Source organism: Calditerrivibrio sp. (assembly GCF_049968475.1).
Classification (GTDB): domain Bacteria; phylum Chrysiogenota; class Deferribacteres; order Deferribacterales; family Calditerrivibrionaceae; genus Calditerrivibrio; species Calditerrivibrio nitroreducens_A.
Map to the genome: position 1 here is coordinate 187,070 of NZ_JBMFQS010000001.1, position 16,036 is coordinate 203,105.

The following is a 16,036-nucleotide window of genomic DNA, read 5'->3' on the forward strand; positions in this document are numbered from 1 at the left end:
ATATGGAAAAGAGATACGGTTATGATACCGTAGTGGAAATGCTTAAGGGAACTGTTGAAAAATATCCAGACCATTTAGCGTTTGGGTATAAAAAAGGTGATAGTTTTATACATATTCCTTACAAGAGATACTATGAGCTTGTTTTGATGATGGCAAGGGGGCTTAAGAAAATTGGTGTGAGAAAAGGAGATAGGGTGGCCATCCTATCAGAAAATAGACCCGGGTGGATTATTACAGATATGGCTATACAGATGTGTGGAGCTATCACTGTCCCTATATACCCAACAAATACACCTGAAACAATAGAGTATATTTTAAACAACTCTGAATCCAAAGCTGTTTTTATATCAAACAAGGTACAATTCGATAAACTCTATTCCATAAGAGATAGGATACCTTCTGTGGAATATGTGTTCTCTTTTGATAGATTCATGAGTGACAAAGCCTTGCCTGTGTTTACTTTCCTGCAAATATCAGAGATTTCCATTCCTTTAAATGATGAGGAAAAGAGAAGTATAGAAAGTGGCATAAGTGAGATTAAACCTGAAGATGTGGCCACAATCATCTACACATCTGGGACAACTGGCTTCCCAAAAGGGGTAATGCTTACCCATAGAAATCTAATGTCTGAGATATTCCTGGGTACAAAAAAGATTGAGATCATGTCGGATAAAGAGGTTTTTTTAAGCTTTTTGCCCCTAAGCCATGTTCTTGAAAGAAGCGTTGGGTATTATATCCCTGTGTATAATGGCTGTGAAATAGTATTTGCAGAAAATATTGATAAAGTAGCACAGAATATTCTTGAAGTAAACCCAACGATGATGATAAGTGTACCAAGGTTATTTGAAAAGATTTACTCCCGTATATATGAAAACGTTCATAGTATGCCATCTTTTAAAAAGAGCTTGTTCCATAAGGCTATTGAATTCGGTAGATGGTATGTCCATAAGAAGTATGAGGAGAAAAATGTCGATACATTATCAGAACTAAAATATAAGTTTTACGATAAGCTTATATTTTCAAAGATAAGGGAAAGGTTTGGAAACAGATTTAAAGGGTTTGTTTCCGGTGGAGCCCCTTTGGATAAAAACATAAACGAGTTCTTCTGGGCAATAGGTATTCCGGTATATGAAGGTTATGGTTTGACGGAAACATCCCCAGGAATATGTATCAACTGTCCAAGCCACATTAGAATCGGCTCTGTAGGTACACCATTTGAAGAAACTGAGTTTAAGATAGCCGAAGATGGTGAGATCTTTGTAAGAGGGCCAATGGTAATGAAAGGATACTACAAGAATGAAGAAGCTACGAAAGAGGCTTTTGAAGGGGATTGGTTTAAAACAGGGGATATAGGTGAGATAAGAGATGGTTATATCTACATTGTTGATAGGAAGAAGGAGCTCATTGTCACTTCCGGAGGTAAAAATATATCTCCACAACATATCGAAAATGAGCTGAAACTTGATAAATACATCTCCCAGGCTTATGTGCATGGCGACAGAAAGCCTTATTTAGTAGCCTTGTTGGTGCCAAATATGGAAAGGCTTCTGGAGTTTGCCAAAGAAAAAGGGATAGATTATCTGGATATCTCAGACCTTGTTAAAAATCCTGAAGTTATAAAACTTTATAATGAAAGAATTGCAGCTATCAACTCAAAGCTTGCTAAATATGAAACGATAAAAAAGTTTTCAATTATCACTGTGGAATTCACCATAGAAGGTGGTGAAATTACCCCCACTTTGAAGCTGAGAAGAAAAAATATCTACAACAAGTATAAAGATATTATCGAATGTTTGTATGAAAATAATGGAAACTGTCAATAAAAAGGAGGATATGATGCAAATTAAGAAAGCAGCTGTTTTAGGTTCTGGTGTGATGGGAGCCACAATTGCCGCTCATTTGGCAAATGCTGGTATTAAGGTACTTTTACTGGATATAGTACCTAAGAAACTGGATGATGAGGATCTAAAAAAAGGTCTTAGCGAGTCATCAAAAGAGTTTAGAAATAAAATAGTTAAGAAAGGGTATGATGGTCTGCTGACTATGAAGCCTTCACCACTATTTCTCAAGGAGAATATAAACCTCATCGAAATAGGTAATTTTGAGGATGATATCCAGAAGTTAGCTGATGCTGACTGGGTAGTGGAAGTTGTAGTGGAAAATATGGATATCAAAAAGAGCTTATTTCAGGAAAAGGTTGTTCCCAATCTTAAAAAAGATGCTATTTTGTCCACAAATACATCTGGTTTGTCCGTAAATGAACTGGCAAAAGTGATGCCGGAAGATGTCAGAAAGAGATTCCTCGTAACACATTTCTTCAATCCACCAAGGTATATGAAACTGATGGAGATTGTCCCGAATGAATGGACAGATCCAGCTATCACAAAATTTATGGCTGAGTTTATATCAAACAGGCTTGGGAAAGGTATTGTTTATGCCAAGGATACGCCAAACTTCATAGGAAATAGAATAGGTGTGTATCTCATTTTCAAGGCATTTAAACATCTTGCAGATTTGGGGCTGACAGTTGAAGAGGCTGATTCCGTAACGGGTCCTGCCATAGGTATGCCGAAAACGGCAATATTCAAACTGGCGGATCTTGTGGGTAATGATACCATAGCTCATATTGGTAAAAATTCTTATGCACTTTTGACAAATGATGAAGAGAGGGAGGTTTATCAGATACCTGCATTCCTTTCCAAAATGGTTGAAATGGGATTAAATGGCAATAAGTCTAAGAAAGGTTTCTATACAAAGAATGGTTCTGAAAGATTTTATTTAGATTTAAATACAATGGAATATAAACCGCTTGAAAAACCAAAATTTGCTTCCACAACTGCGGCAAAGCAAATAGATGATCTTACCACTCGTATTAAAACAGTCGTATTTTCAAACGATAAAGCAGCTGAATTTGCCTGGAGAGTGTTAAGAGACACGCTTATCTATACCTACAAAAGAATACCTGAAATATCTGATGATATTGTAAATGTAGACAATGCAATGAAGTGGGGTTACAACTGGGAGTTTGGACCATTTGAGATTTTCGATGCAATTGGTGTGGCAAATTTTGTCAAGAAATGCGATAAAGATGGGGTGGCTGTACCAGAGAAGCTTAGATCTGTAGAGCAATTTTATAAATTTGAAAATGGTAAAAAATACTACTTTGATGTAATCAGCGGCAGCTATAAAGAGGTTGTACAACATCCAAAACAGATAAATCTTGAGATATTAAAGAAAGGGAATAAGGTAATCGAGTCAAATAAAGGTGCATCAATATTAGATTTGGGGGATGGTGTATATTGTCTTGAGTTTCACACCAAGATGAATTCCATAAGTGGTGATATCCTGTCTATGACCAAAAGGGCTATTAAAAGAGCTGAAGAGGAAGCACAAGCTCTTGTAATAGCTAATCAGGGTAAGATGTTTTCTGCTGGTGCAAATCTTGCAATGTTGGCTACAGCGCTGGCGGAAGGTGCGTACGATGACATAAATATGATGGTTAAGATGTTCCAGGATGCCACAATGGCAATTAAGTATTCTTCGATTCCTGTTGTGGCAGCGCCTTTTAATGTTGTGCTTGGTGGTGGATGTGAATACTGTTTACATGCAGATGCCATAGTGGCACATGCTGAAACTTACATGGGGCTTGTTGAAGTTGGCGTAGGTATCTTACCTGCTGGTGGTGGTACAAAAGAGATGGCTATAAGGGCTATCCAGCTTGCAGAAAAATATCAGACGGATGTTTCACCATTTATATTCAAATTCTTCATGAACATAGCCACAGCAAAAGTATCTATGTCTGCCGCTGAACTTTATGATATGCATTATATGACAGATAAGGATAAGATATCTATGAACGTGGATAATTTAATAAACGATGCAAAATATATGGCCCTTGCACTTGCCCAAAACTATATCCCTAAATCACCTTTGGTAAATCTCAAAGCACCCGGAAGAAGTGTTGCTGCAAGTATAAAAAGTCAGTTATGGAATATGAAAGTTGGTGGAATGATTACTGAATATGAAGAATTTATCGGTGGATTAATTGCAGATGTTATCACAGGTGGGGATGTGAATGCCGGAACATTAATAACGGAAGAATACCTGCTGAAGTTGGAAAGGGAAGCTTTTGTGAAGCTTTGTATGCAGAAAAAGACCATGGAAAGGATTCAACATATGCTGACAAAAGGGAAACCATTGAGGAATTAGGATAACATTTGGAGTGAAGATTTTTAAAGATATAAAAATAGAAAATATTAGGAGGATTTAATGAAAGCAGCATATATATTGAGTATTTACAGAAGTGCAGGATGTAAAGCAAAAAGAGGTAAATTTAAGGATTTAAGACCGGATGACCTTTTGGGGAAGGTGCTTGCTGAGACTGTCAAAAGGTCACAGGTAGACCCCCAATTAATAGAAGATGTAATTATAGGTTGTGCTTTTCCTGAGGGGGAGCAGGGGATGAATGTATCAAGAGTTGCCAGTTTTATCGCCGGACTACCTATAGATGTGCCAGCTATGACTATTAATAGATTCTGCTCTTCAGGATTACAATCAATTGCCACAGCTGCAGAAAGAATTATGGCTGGATTTGCCGACTGTATAGTGGCAGGAGGCGTGGAATCAATGACTATGATACCTATGGGGGGGGTGAAGTACAGCGCCAATCCTGGATTGATTTCTAAATGGCCTGAGACGTACGCCTCAATGGGGATTACCGCTGAGCTTGTGGCGGAAAAATATGGAATATCAAGAGAGGATCAGGATCAGTTTGCCCTAAACAGTCATATGAAAGCTGTTAAGGCTATCAAAGAAGGGAAATTTGCGGATGAAATTGTGCCGGTGGAAATTGAGTACACTACCCTTGACCCCAAAGGGAACATAGTTAAAACAAAAGAAGTCGTTACAATAGATGATGGGGCAAGGGAAGATACCACATATGAAGGGCTTGCTAAACTTAAGCCTGTGTTTAAGATAAATGGTTCGGTAACAGCTGGGAATTCTTCCCAGATGACGGATGGTGCAGCGGCTTGTTTGGTGGTATCTGAAGATTTTCTTAAAAGGTACAACTTAAAACCTATGGCTCGCTTCGTAGGTTTTTCTGCAAGGGGTGTTGAACCTGAGATTATGGGGATTGGACCAGTTAAATCGATCCCGGTGGTAATGCAAAAGGCAGGGCTTACATTCAACGATATAGGATTGATTGAGCTGAATGAGGCATTTGCTGCACAATCATTGGCTGTTATTAGAAACCTTGGTTTAAATCCCGAAATAATTAACGTAAATGGTGGTGCAATAGCTCTTGGACATCCATTGGGCTGTACCGGTACGAAATTAACAGCCACTCTTTTAAATGAGATGAAGAGAAGAAATATAAAATATGGAATGGTTTCTATGTGCATCGGTGGTGGTATGGGTGCTGCCGGTATTTTTGAAAATTTAATGTAAAAAATATGGAGGAATGATATGTTGAAAGGTGCAGAATTTTTAATCAAAGCCGAAGAGGCTGATGCGGTATTTACACCAGAGGATTTTTCTGATGAGCAGAAACAGATGGCTGAGACTACAGAAAAATTTGTTACAGAGAAAGCTATTCCATTTATAGATGAGATAGATGCTGGAAACTATGGTAAAGTTGTCGAATTGATGAAAGAAGCTGGAGAGCTTGGACTTTTAATGATTGATGGACCAGAAGAGTATGGTGGATTAAATCTAGATAAAGCTACAAGTATGCTTGTGGCGGAAAAAGTTGCTCCGGGTGGTTCATTTTCTGTAGCCTATGCTGCTCATACAGGTATTGGTACGTTGCCCCTTGTTTATTACGGTACTAAAAAGCAGAAGGAGAAGTATCTGGAAAAGCTTTTGACCGGTGAGTGGTTGGGGGCATATTGCCTTACTGAACCAGGTTCTGGTAGCGATGCTTTGGGGGCCAAAACATCTGCTGTATTATCTGATGACGGTAAATATTATATTTTAAATGGTACTAAACAATGGATAACAAATGCAGGATTTGCTGATATTTTTACCGTGTTTGCAAAAGTAGATAAACAGCACTTCACTGCATTTTTAGTAGAGAGAAATACCCCTGGATTATCATTTGGTGCTGAAGAGAAAAAGATGGGGATAAAAGGCTCATCCACAAGACAGGTAATTCTTGATAATGTAAAAGTGCCAGTGGAAAATGTTTTAGGTGAAGTGGGTAAAGGGCATAAGATTGCTTTCAATGTATTAAACGTTGGTAGATTTAAGCTGGCGGCAGCTGTGACAGGAGCTGCTAAATATGCTCTTGCAGAGGGGATAAAGTATGCAAATGTGAGAAAACAGTTTGATAGACTGATTAGTAGTTTTGGTGCAATTCAGGAAAAGATTGCTGACATGACAGCTTATACATATGCTTCAGAATCTTTGATATACAGACTTGCCGGGCTTCTTGACAACGCATTGAATAAGATAGATCCATCTTTACCAAACTACTATGAAGTTTATCAGAAGAAGATAGAGGAGTACGCAATTGAATGCTCCATTTCAAAAGTATTTTGCAGTGATGTTCTTGCTTTTGTTGTGGATGAGACTCTTCAGATTTTTGGTGGTTATGGTTTTTCTCAGGAGTACCCTGCGGAAAGATTTTACAGAGATGAACGAATCAATAGAATCTTTGAGGGTACCAATGAAATAAATAGGCTTTTAATACCAGGTATGATGCTTAGAAGAGCTATGAAAGGTGAGATCCCTTTGACTCAGGAGGCTATGAAAGCTGTGAATCAGCTTATGACTCCAAGTTTTGATGAGATTGATGAATCAACTCCATATGCAAAAGAGAAATATACGTTAAATAATCTTAAAACTCTTTACCTTATACTTGCAGGTTCTGCTGTTCAGAAATATATGAATAATATAAATGAACAGCAGGAGGTATTATTATCTCTTGCGGATATAGCCATAAATATATTTGCATTTGAGAGTGCAGTGTTAAGAAGTGAAAAATACCTCAGTAAAAATAAAAATAGGAAGGCAGAGCTAATGGAAGCAGCCACTAAAGTATTTGGATTTGAGGCGGTGGAGACTATTTCCAGAGCAGCAAGAAAGGTTGCCTTCTTTATAGAAGAGGGTGATAACCTTAATATACTCTTAAGCGGTATCAGGAGATTTACAAAATACGATGCAACTGGTTTACTGAGATTTAAAAAAGAACTTGCCAAAGAAGCTATTGAAAAAGAAAAGTATATCTTATAATTAGTTATAGGTTTCCGTCTCTATGGCGGAAACCTGTTTTTAACCTATCGTTTAAAAGTAAATTTATGGTAGATATAGAATAAAAAATTTTTTGAAATTTTAGTTATATTAAAAGATGGTTGAAATATCATACCAATTGATATATCATTTTTTTAGTTCGGTTGAAATCAAAATAAGCAAAGATAAGGGGTCGATATGAATATTCATGAGCATCAGGCAAAGGAGATTTTTCGTAAGTATGGTGTACCAACACCAAAAGGTTACGTGGCCTTTAAAGCAGAAAATGCCGTAAAGATTGCACAGCAACTGGGCGGTGAAAAAGAGGTTTGGGTTGTAAAAGCTCAGATTCACGCTGGTGGTAGAGGTAAAGCTGGTGGTGTAAAAATTGCAAGATCTACGGAAGAAGTTGGTTTAATTGCGAAATCACTTTTGGGTAAAACACTTGTTACCCATCAAACTGGGCCAGAAGGGAAGGTGGTGCGCAGAATTTATATTGAAGAAGGGCTGGATATTGAAAAAGAGTTTTACTTAAGTATTCTTCTGGATAGAGCAAAGGAGATGCCTGTGATTATTGCTTCATCTGAAGGTGGTATGGAGATAGAAGAGGTGGCTGCTAAATCTCCTGAAAAGATCGTTAGGGTACATGTGGATCCTTTGATAGGATTCCAACCTTTTCATGCCAGAAAACTTGCTTTTGCATTGAATTTACCAAGAGAGGAAGTAAATAGGTTTGTTAATTTCGTACAAGCTCTTTATAAGGTTTACGAGGATTATGATGCTGAATTGGTGGAAATAAATCCACTCGTTAGAACTACGGACAAGAAATTCATAGCCCTTGATGCAAAGGTATCTTTTGATAATAATGCACTTTTTAGACAGCCGGAAGCTCAGGCTATGAGGGATCTCACCGAAGAAGAGCCCACTGAGATAGAAGCATCAAACTACAATTTGAGCTATGTAAAATTGGATGGCAATGTGGGTTGTATGGTAAATGGTGCAGGTCTTGCTATGGCTACTATGGATATCATAAAACATGAGGGTGGTAATCCTGCAAATTTCCTTGATGTTGGTGGTGGTGCTACAGCAGAAACGGTTGCCAAAGGGTTTGAAATAATACTGAGGGATCCAAACGTTAAATCTATATTTGTAAATATATTTGGTGGAATTGTTAGATGTGAAAGGGTCGCAAATGGTATTGTGGAAGCTGCAAAGGTTACTGAAGTAAGGGTTCCTGTTGTGGTAAGACTTGATGGGACAAATGCTGAAGAAGCAGCTGAGATTCTAAAAAATTGTGGGATTAAGAATATAATTCCCGCAAAAGATATGAAAGATGGTGCTGTTAAAGCTGTAAAAGCAGCTAAGGGGGAATTGATATGAGTATACTTGTGAATAAAAACACTAAAGTAGTTGTACAGGGATTTACAGGTAAAGAGGGATCTTTTCATGCTCAGCAGTGTATGGAGTATGGTACAAATATTGTTGGTGGTGTTACTCCAGGTAAAGGTGGTACCGATCATCTGGGTAAGCCGGTGTTTAATACGGTAGAGGAGGCTGTTAAATCCACGGGGGCTGAAGTAAGCATTATATTTGTTCCACCTGCATTTTTGGGTGATGCAATAATGGAGGCTGCTGATGCCGGGATAAAGCTTGCAGTTGCAATTACAGAGGGGGCTCCGGTAAGAGATATTATGGTGGCCAAGGCTTATGCAAACAAAAAAGGGATGATGATGATTGGACCAAACTGTCCAGGTATTATCACTGCTGAAGAATGTAAAATCGGTATTATGCCGGGGTTTATATTCAAAAAGGGTAACGTGGGACTGATTTCAAAATCTGGAACTCTTACTTATGAAGCGAGCAATCAGATAGTAAAGGCGGGATATGGTATTACCACTGCGGTAGGTATTGGAGGCGATCCTATCATTGGTCTTAGCTATAAAGAGCTTCTGCCTATGTTTGAAGCGGATCCGGAGACAAAAGCAATCGTTATGATTGGTGAGATTGGCGGTACTCTGGAGATAGAGGCTGCAGAGCTTATCAAAGAGAAGATAACAAAACCTGTTGTTGCGTTTATCGCCGGACAGACAGCTCCAAAAGGTAAAAGAATGGGACACGCCGGAGCAATTATTGCAGGTGGTAAAGGTACAGCTAAGGAGAAGATGGATGCATTAACTGCTGCGGGTGCCCATGTGGTTGTAAGTCCTGCAGATATTGGAACTACGGTTGCTAAATTTCTTGGTAAATAGATGTTTTTAATAATAAGTTAAGGGGGAGGGATCTCCCCCCTTTTTTTATATATATGTAAGAAAGTACCTCTATTCGTAAGGGACGTTTTCTTCAAAATTGCTCAAATAATTTTCAATAATCTCTTTTTCATGTTTTCCAATCTCAATAAATTTCAGAGCAGCATTAAAAAAGTTATTATTGCTATTCATAGAGAAATTTTCTTTATCTGCTTCAATTCTCCATACGATTGCTTTAGCAAATACGACATCTTTATCATGATTTTTAAAAGCATTGATTGACTCTAAAGGGATTTCGATTTTTACCAAAAAATTTTGATAAATTGAGATATCCTCATTTGTTCTGATTAATATGCCACCTAAACTTAAGTTTATAAGATTCACATTTTTAAAAGAACCATCTTTTTCATCTTTCAATAAAACCCTTATAGGGATACCTGAATATCGCTTATATTTCCTTCTTTCCATAATAAACCTCATATTTATTAAATATAATTATAACACAAAAAATGAAAAAATAAAATAAAAAGCCAGAGCAAATTGCTCTGGCCAATAGGGGTTGAAACTTTATTGATGGGGAGGATGCTCAAAATAATATATATTATTAATTAAAAATGTCAATACCTGTAAACAAAAAAATTAATTTTTATTCTCAACTATTTTTACTACGGTCTTTGCAATCTCAAGAAATGCTTTAGTAACCTCCGATTGTGGTTTCTGGAAAACATAAGGTTTACCCATATCACCGTTTACAACAACATCTGGATCAAGAGGTATTTTACCCAAAAATGGTACCCCCAGCTCTCTGGCGGCTTTTTCGCCACCTCCTGTCTTAAATATATCTATCCTTTCACCACATTTGGGGCATACAAAACCACTCATGTTTTCTACGATACCAAACACCGGGATATTCATTTTTTTACTAAAATTTACTGACTTTCTGGAATCAAGTAGAGCCACTTCTTGAGGTGTGGTGACTATTATACTCCCATCCACATCTTTTAATATGTGGGACACTGATAGGGGTTCATCTCCAGTACCAGGTGGTAGATCAAAAAGAAGGAAATCGAGGGATCCCCAATCAACATCTGTCAAAAATTGCTGAATTACGCTATGCTTTAGTGGTGCTCTCCAGATTACGGCATCATCGTCATCCCGAAGAAGGACACCAATTGACATTACATAAAGGTTTGGTAATGGTTCGAAGGGGATTATTCCATTTAATCCAGATCTTGCACCTTTTTCAGTAATTCCGAGCATTTTAGGGATGTTTGGACCATGGATATCCGCGTCTATAATCCCAACTTTATATCCCAGTTGTACAAGGGCTGATGCTAAATTTACAGTTACTGTAGATTTCCCAACACCACCTTTACCACTCATCACCATAAGTCGGTATTTGATATCCTTTAATCTGTTTTGCAACATCTCTTCGGTATGTTTTTCCTGCTGTGATGAATCACATGAAGAACTTGAAGAGCAACTACTACAGCTTGTATTGGTATTGCAACTTGACATAAAACCTCCATTTTTCTGAGACAATTTGCATTTTAGATTTTTAGTAGCAATAGTCTCGATTTTTTCAAATTCCAATGCAATAATATATATAAAAAAAATTTTTTTTCCAGAATTTTATGGTATAATTAAAGTATGGAAAAGCACTACTTAGGGCATAGGAAAAGATTAAAAGAGAGATTTAAAGACTCTCCAAAATCTATTCCGGATTATGAACTTATCGAATTACTAATAGGTTTTGTCATTAAAGGAAGGGATGTAAAAAAAGAGAGTAAAGAGCTTATAAAATTCATTGAAGGTAATTTCAATAATATCTTTTTCAAAAATATAAAGAAAGTAGAAGGAATTGGAGAAGAGGTGGATCTGCTCTTTAAGATAATAAAAGAATTTTTGAGGAGATTGTCTCTGCATAATCATAGTTCCAATAAGGATACTATCAAAAGCCCCAGAGATGTACATGATTACATTAAAAGTACTATCGGTTATCAGGATAAGGAGTCTTTTATGGTGATTCTTCTTAATAGTGCAGGGGATGTAATCGATTGGGAGGTCCTGTTTAACGGTACTGTGAACTGTTCGCAGGTGCATGTGAGGGAGGTGGCTGAATATGCCCTTAAAAATAAAGCTGTTGGTGTTATCATTGCCCACAATCATCCATCCGGAAAGTTGGAACCTTCAAAAGATGATAGAGAGATTACGATCAAAATAAAAAAGGCGTTGGATCTTTTTGATATCAACCTATTGGATCATGTCCTGGTGACACCATACGGATATCTTTCTTTTAAAGAAAGAGAGATTTTTTAGGAGGAATTATGAAAAAAGTGTTTTTAACAGGTGCTACAGGTTTTGTTGGGTCGGAGATTCTAAAAAAACTAGTTGAAAAGGGGTATATTGTAAAAGTTTTGGTAAGAGATGAAAAGAGATTGAAGGTTAGGTCTGAAAATATCGAAATTGCCCTGGGGGATATTTTAGATGCAGAATCAGTCTTAAAAGGTATTTCTGGATGTGATGTGGCCATAAACCTTGTGGGGATTATAAGGGAGTTTCCTGAAAGGAATGTAACATTTGAAAATATGCATTTTGTTGCCACCAAAAATGTTGTGGATGCTGCAAAGAAGGCAGGGGTATCTCGTTTTATCCAGATGTCTGCAAATGGTACGAGACATGATGCCGTATCAAATTATCACAAAACGAAATATAAAGCAGAGGAATATCTGAAAAGCTCTAATCTAGTATATACAATTTTTAGACCATCATTGATCTATGGTGAAAATGATAGCTTTATTAATATGTTGAATAATTTTATGAAAAAAACGCCTATTTTTTCATATTTTGGTGATGGTGGATATCTTATGCAGCCGGTAAGTGTTACAGAAGTGGCTGATATATTTGTAAACTCTATAGATTTAGAAAAAACGTATAATAGGACGTTTTCCATTTGTGGTGGTGAGGTGTTTAGCTACAAACAGCTTTTAAAAATCATCATGGAAGTGACTGGAAGAAAAAGGTTATTATTGCCCGTGCCAGAGCTATTTATAGAAATTGGGATAGGCTTGTTTGGGAACTTCAGCTGGTTTCCTATCACAAAAGATCAATTCATAATGCTCAAAGAGGGTAATGTATGTGACAATGATGAAATTTTCAAGATTACCGGGATTAAAAAAGAAAATTTTAAAGAATATTTAAAGAGATATTTAAAATAGCCTGAGACTATGTAACATAACTTGTATAAATACTAATTCTGCTATTTATAGTAGGCTTAACGATAAATTCTAACATTGAAAGTTGGAAAGTTAGAACGTTAGAATGTTAAAACGTTGAATGTTGGACTTCTTAACACTTAACGCTTAACTCTTAACAATAAAAAGGAAAATTTCAGTAATTTTGTCTCATTTAATTTTAAATTTGATACAGCGGATATGCTCTAAAGTTTGGTTTTTTAGTAATCCATATTTTTACTACTTACACAAACTTCGAAGCAGTATCAAACTCACTCTTTTAGTTTTATCGTGTTTCGATTCCTGCCATCTTTTTTACTCTGGTAAAGTGCCTCGTCAGCGTATTTTATCATTTCTACGATATCTATAAATTTAACTGAATATTGGGTTAAACCGGCGCTGAAAGTTACTTTAAAACAGGCATTCTCGTATGTAAATGCTTTTTCACTGAGTGATTTTCTGATTGCATCTATCTTTTTAGTAGCCTCTTTTATATCCTGTTTATCAAAAATAATTGCAAATTCTTCGCCGCCGTATCTTGATGGGATATCTCTTTTGGCATCTATATTTTCTACTATGGTCATTGCAAAGGCTTTTAATACTTCATCACCTTTAAGATGCCCATATCTGTCATTAACATGTTTGAAATAATCAAGATCTAATATCGCTATGGTGAATATCTCATTATTTAGTTTTGCATGTTCAAATTTTTTCAAAAGTGTATCCCTAAAGTAGGAATGGTTGAAAAGCTTCGTCATTCCATCTCTTATGGCTATATCTTCCATCTTCTCCTTTTGTTCGAGGACATCAGTTGTGGCGAAGGCAAGATCAAAAATCCTATCTTCCAGCTCCCCTATCTGGTTTAACAATTCATATACTTTATATCCATAATTAATAAACCCTTTTATGTTTATTTCCAGGAGATCTTTATTTTTATTTCCATTTATTGCTATAAAGAACCTGTTGTCATTGCTTAATTTGTAAAAGAACTCTGCTAAAATTTCTTCTGTGATGATAAGAACAAAGTTTTTTTGCACAAGATAGCTTAAATCTATCTCTTCAAGGTCAGATTCTTTTTTTATGTGGATAATAAAGAATACATTGTTGCTGTCCAGATATTCATTGACTTTACAGTAAGATAATGAATGGCATATCTTATTCAAAAGACTAAGTAACTGTTCGTCAATGATGTTGTGGTAAACTACAAACTCATTCACCTACATCCTCGGGTCTTAATTGTGGAAACAGAATCACTTCCCTGATAGATTTAGTGTCTGTGAGAAGCATCACAAGTCTATCTACCCCTAATCCCTCTCCGGCTGTAGGTGGCAATCCATATTCAAGAGCCCTTATATAGTCTTTGTCCATCATGTGAGCCTCTTCGTCGCCAGCTTCCTTTGCTTTTACCTGCTTTTCAAAACGTTCATATTGATCAATAGGGTCATTTAACTCGTTAAAGCCGTTTGCCACTTCCATCCCAGCAATGAAAAGCTCAAACCTCTCTGTTATCTCTGGGTTATCCTTTTTAGATTTGGAAAGAGGTGAAACCTCTTTGGGGTAATCTATTATAAATGTTGGTTGAATCAGTTTATCTTCCACCAATGTTTCAAAGATTGTCAGGACAATTTTTCCTCTACCCCATCCATCTTCCACTTTTATGTTTAATTCTTTTGCTTTGTTGAGGGCAAATTCATAAGAGGAAAGCTCTGGCTCCGGGATTTTTGCATACTTTTCAATTGCCTGCTCCAAAGTCAATTTTTCCCATGGTGGGGTGAGATTTATCTCATAGTCGCCAAAAGTGATAATGGGTGAGCCAGTGATTTTCAGTGCAATTTCATATATTAATTCTTCAGTCATTTTCATCAGGTCAAAATAATCTGCATAAGCCTGGTACCATTCTATCATCGTAAATTCCGGATTATGTTTTGTGGAGATACCTTCATTTCTGAAATTTCTGTTTATTTCAAATACCCTTTCAAACCCACCCACCACCAGTCTTTTTAGGTACAATTCCGGGGCGATTCTCAGGTATAATCTCATATCAAGGGTATTATGATGCGTAATGAATGGCTTAGCTGTTGCTCCCCCTGCAATGGGGTGCATCATGGGTGTTTCCACTTCAAGGAAATCTTTGTTGTAGAAGAAATCCCTTATATGTTTTATAATAAGACTTCTCTTTTTAAATACATCTTTTACTTCTGGATTAACGATCAGATCCACATATCTTTGTCTCTGCCTTATCTCTATATCTTTTAATCCATGCCATTTTTCGGGGAGATCCCGTAAAGCCTTTGTGAGGATCTTAAATGTTTCAGCATATATGGTGAGCTCACCTGTTTTTGTCTTAAATAGAAAACCTGATATACCTATAAAATCACCAACATCTGTGTTGTCAAAGGATATCTTTTCCACGTCGGTTAGATCATCTCTTTTAATATATATCTGTATAGAACCTGTCCTATCCTTTATTGTGGCAAAGGTGGCTTTTCCGAAGTGCCTCATTGACACTATTCTTCCTGCCACAGTTACTTTATATTTATTTTCAAGCAGGCCTTTTTCATCGGCATCGAAAAATTTATTCTTCAAAGGCTCTATATCCGTTGTTACTTTGTAGCTATTTACATATGTCTGTATATTATTTTCTTTGAGTTTCTTAAGCTTTTCAAACCTGTGATTTTCCATTAATACCTCTTGAAATTTATTATAATAGTATATATGATATTTTATAAATCAATTTTTATAAAAAAACAATATTTTTATAGGTGTTTTATGCTGTTGGCTATAATTTCTGATACGCATGATAACTTAGAAAAATTAACAAAGGCGATAGACATGATAAATAGCCTGAGTGTGGATTATTGTTTCCATCTGGGGGATGTGTGTTCTCCTTTTTCGGCAAAACTGCTAAATACATTAAAAATGCCTTATGTTGGAGTTTTTGGGAATAATGATGGTGAATGGATTGGGATAAACAGGATTACAAACAACCGCTTTTTCAAGCCACCTCATTATACTAAAGTGTCTGAATACTCCTTTGTATTGTTTCACGAGGGAGATATAGCTGAATATATAGATAAGAGTGTAGATTTTGTATTTTTTGGACATACTCACTATCCTTACTTGAAAGTCAAAGATGAACAATTTATTGTAAACCCTGGCACATTATCTGGATATGTATCTGGTAAGGCCACATTTGCAATTATTGACACTGAAACTAAGCATTGTAAGTTTGTTGAGATTTGATTAATCTGGATTTTTGAAATTTAGGTTGATAGTTTTCAAAAAATCTGTTATTACTTAAAAGTTTATGAAACCGGAGGTTTAATA

The 16,036-nt window shown here is 36.5% G+C and carries 13 protein-coding genes; 9 read left to right on the plus strand and 4 right to left on the minus strand.

Annotated features, from left to right (window positions below):
• Window positions 1-2: 2 nt before the first annotated feature.
• From ACP5Q2_RS00970 to sucD, 6 genes are all read left to right on the plus strand, one after another.
• Window positions 3-1,823: an AMP-dependent synthetase/ligase gene (locus ACP5Q2_RS00970; protein ID WP_424604700.1), complete on the plus strand. Its 1,821-nt coding sequence runs from the start codon at window positions 3-5 to the stop codon at window positions 1,821-1,823.
• 10 nt (window positions 1,824-1,833) lie between these two features.
• Window positions 1,834-4,209 (plus strand): 3-hydroxyacyl-CoA dehydrogenase/enoyl-CoA hydratase family protein, encoded by a 2,376-nt coding sequence (locus ACP5Q2_RS00975; protein ID WP_428096255.1) that lies wholly within the window; start codon window positions 1,834-1,836, stop codon window positions 4,207-4,209.
• A gap of 60 nt (window positions 4,210-4,269) precedes the next feature.
• Window positions 4,270-5,448 (plus strand): thiolase family protein, encoded by a 1,179-nt coding sequence (locus ACP5Q2_RS00980; RefSeq protein ID WP_424604701.1) that lies wholly within the window; start codon window positions 4,270-4,272, stop codon window positions 5,446-5,448.
• An 18-nt stretch (window positions 5,449-5,466) separates the two neighbouring features.
• Window positions 5,467-7,233: an acyl-CoA dehydrogenase family protein gene (locus ACP5Q2_RS00985; protein WP_428096258.1), complete on the plus strand. Its 1,767-nt coding sequence runs from the start codon at window positions 5,467-5,469 to the stop codon at window positions 7,231-7,233.
• A 195-nt stretch (window positions 7,234-7,428) separates the two neighbouring features.
• Window positions 7,429-8,610: an ADP-forming succinate--CoA ligase subunit beta gene (sucC, locus tag ACP5Q2_RS00990; protein WP_428096261.1), complete on the plus strand. Its 1,182-nt coding sequence runs from the start codon at window positions 7,429-7,431 to the stop codon at window positions 8,608-8,610.
• Complete coding sequence (gene sucD / locus ACP5Q2_RS00995; RefSeq protein ID WP_428096264.1) at window positions 8,607-9,479, plus strand: succinate--CoA ligase subunit alpha; 873 nt, start codon at window positions 8,607-8,609, stop codon at window positions 9,477-9,479. Before sucC ends, sucD begins: the two co-directional genes overlap by 4 nt.
• Before the next feature lie 69 nt (window positions 9,480-9,548).
• Here sucD and ACP5Q2_RS01000 read toward each other — a convergent pair whose 3' ends face one another.
• On the minus strand, window positions 9,549-9,944 hold the full coding sequence (locus ACP5Q2_RS01000) for a PilZ domain-containing protein (RefSeq protein ID WP_424604705.1): 396 nt from the start codon (window positions 9,942-9,944) through the stop codon (window positions 9,549-9,551).
• Between the two features lie 171 nt (window positions 9,945-10,115).
• A complete protein-coding gene (locus ACP5Q2_RS01005) occupies window positions 10,116-10,994 on the minus strand; it encodes a P-loop NTPase (protein WP_424604706.1) in 879 nt (292 codons plus the stop codon).
• A gap of 132 nt (window positions 10,995-11,126) precedes the next feature.
• On the opposite strand from ACP5Q2_RS01005, the gene ACP5Q2_RS01010 reads away from it, so the two are divergent.
• Both ACP5Q2_RS01010 and ACP5Q2_RS01015 read left to right on the plus strand, forming a co-directional pair.
• Complete coding sequence (locus ACP5Q2_RS01010) at window positions 11,127-11,795, plus strand: JAB domain-containing protein (protein WP_428096268.1); 669 nt, start codon at window positions 11,127-11,129, stop codon at window positions 11,793-11,795.
• An 8-nt stretch (window positions 11,796-11,803) separates the two neighbouring features.
• The gene (locus tag ACP5Q2_RS01015) at window positions 11,804-12,694 is read left to right on the plus strand and encodes a complex I NDUFA9 subunit family protein (protein WP_424604708.1); all 891 of its coding nucleotides are present in this window, start codon (window positions 11,804-11,806) and stop codon (window positions 12,692-12,694) included.
• A gap of 287 nt (window positions 12,695-12,981) precedes the next feature.
• Here the strand turns inward: ACP5Q2_RS01015 and ACP5Q2_RS01020 are convergent, their stop codons facing one another.
• Window positions 12,982-13,926, minus strand: a complete 945-nt coding sequence (locus tag ACP5Q2_RS01020; protein WP_428096273.1) for a GGDEF domain-containing protein — start codon at window positions 13,924-13,926, stop codon at window positions 12,982-12,984.
• Window positions 13,919-15,391, minus strand: a complete 1,473-nt coding sequence (gene lysS / locus ACP5Q2_RS01025) for a lysine--tRNA ligase (protein ID WP_428096276.1) — start codon at window positions 15,389-15,391, stop codon at window positions 13,919-13,921. Before lysS ends, ACP5Q2_RS01020 begins: the two co-directional genes overlap by 8 nt.
• Window positions 15,392-15,478: 87 nt before the next feature.
• Here lysS and ACP5Q2_RS01030 point away from each other — a divergent pair, with 87 nt between their 5' ends.
• On the plus strand, window positions 15,479-15,952 hold the full coding sequence (locus tag ACP5Q2_RS01030) for a metallophosphoesterase (protein ID WP_428096279.1): 474 nt from the start codon (window positions 15,479-15,481) through the stop codon (window positions 15,950-15,952).
• Window positions 15,953-16,036 lie beyond the last annotated feature (84 nt).

Bases quoted from the DNA above. Each gene is read 5' to 3' on its own strand.
- ACP5Q2_RS00970 (WP_424604700.1), top strand. From the start codon at position 3: ATGGAAAAGAGATACGGTTATGATACCGTAGTGGAAATGCTTAAGGGA.
- ACP5Q2_RS00975 (WP_428096255.1), top strand. From the start codon at position 1,834: ATGATGCAAATTAAGAAAGCAGCTGTTTTAGGTTCTGGTGTGATGGGA.
- ACP5Q2_RS00980 (WP_424604701.1), top strand. From the start codon at position 4,270: ATGAAAGCAGCATATATATTGAGTATTTACAGAAGTGCAGGATGTAAA.
- ACP5Q2_RS00985 (WP_428096258.1), top strand. From the start codon at position 5,467: ATGTTGAAAGGTGCAGAATTTTTAATCAAAGCCGAAGAGGCTGATGCG.
- sucC (WP_428096261.1), top strand. From the start codon at position 7,429: ATGAATATTCATGAGCATCAGGCAAAGGAGATTTTTCGTAAGTATGGT.
- sucD (WP_428096264.1), top strand. From the start codon at position 8,607: ATGAGTATACTTGTGAATAAAAACACTAAAGTAGTTGTACAGGGATTT.
- ACP5Q2_RS01000 (WP_424604705.1), bottom strand. From the start codon at position 9,944: ATGGAAAGAAGGAAATATAAGCGATATTCAGGTATCCCTATAAGGGTT.
- ACP5Q2_RS01005 (WP_424604706.1), bottom strand. From the start codon at position 10,994: ATGTCAAGTTGCAATACCAATACAAGCTGTAGTAGTTGCTCTTCAAGT.
- ACP5Q2_RS01010 (WP_428096268.1), top strand. From the start codon at position 11,127: ATGGAAAAGCACTACTTAGGGCATAGGAAAAGATTAAAAGAGAGATTT.
- ACP5Q2_RS01015 (WP_424604708.1), top strand. From the start codon at position 11,804: ATGAAAAAAGTGTTTTTAACAGGTGCTACAGGTTTTGTTGGGTCGGAG.
- lysS (WP_428096276.1), bottom strand. From the start codon at position 15,391: ATGGAAAATCACAGGTTTGAAAAGCTTAAGAAACTCAAAGAAAATAAT.
- ACP5Q2_RS01030 (WP_428096279.1), top strand. From the start codon at position 15,479: ATGCTGTTGGCTATAATTTCTGATACGCATGATAACTTAGAAAAATTA.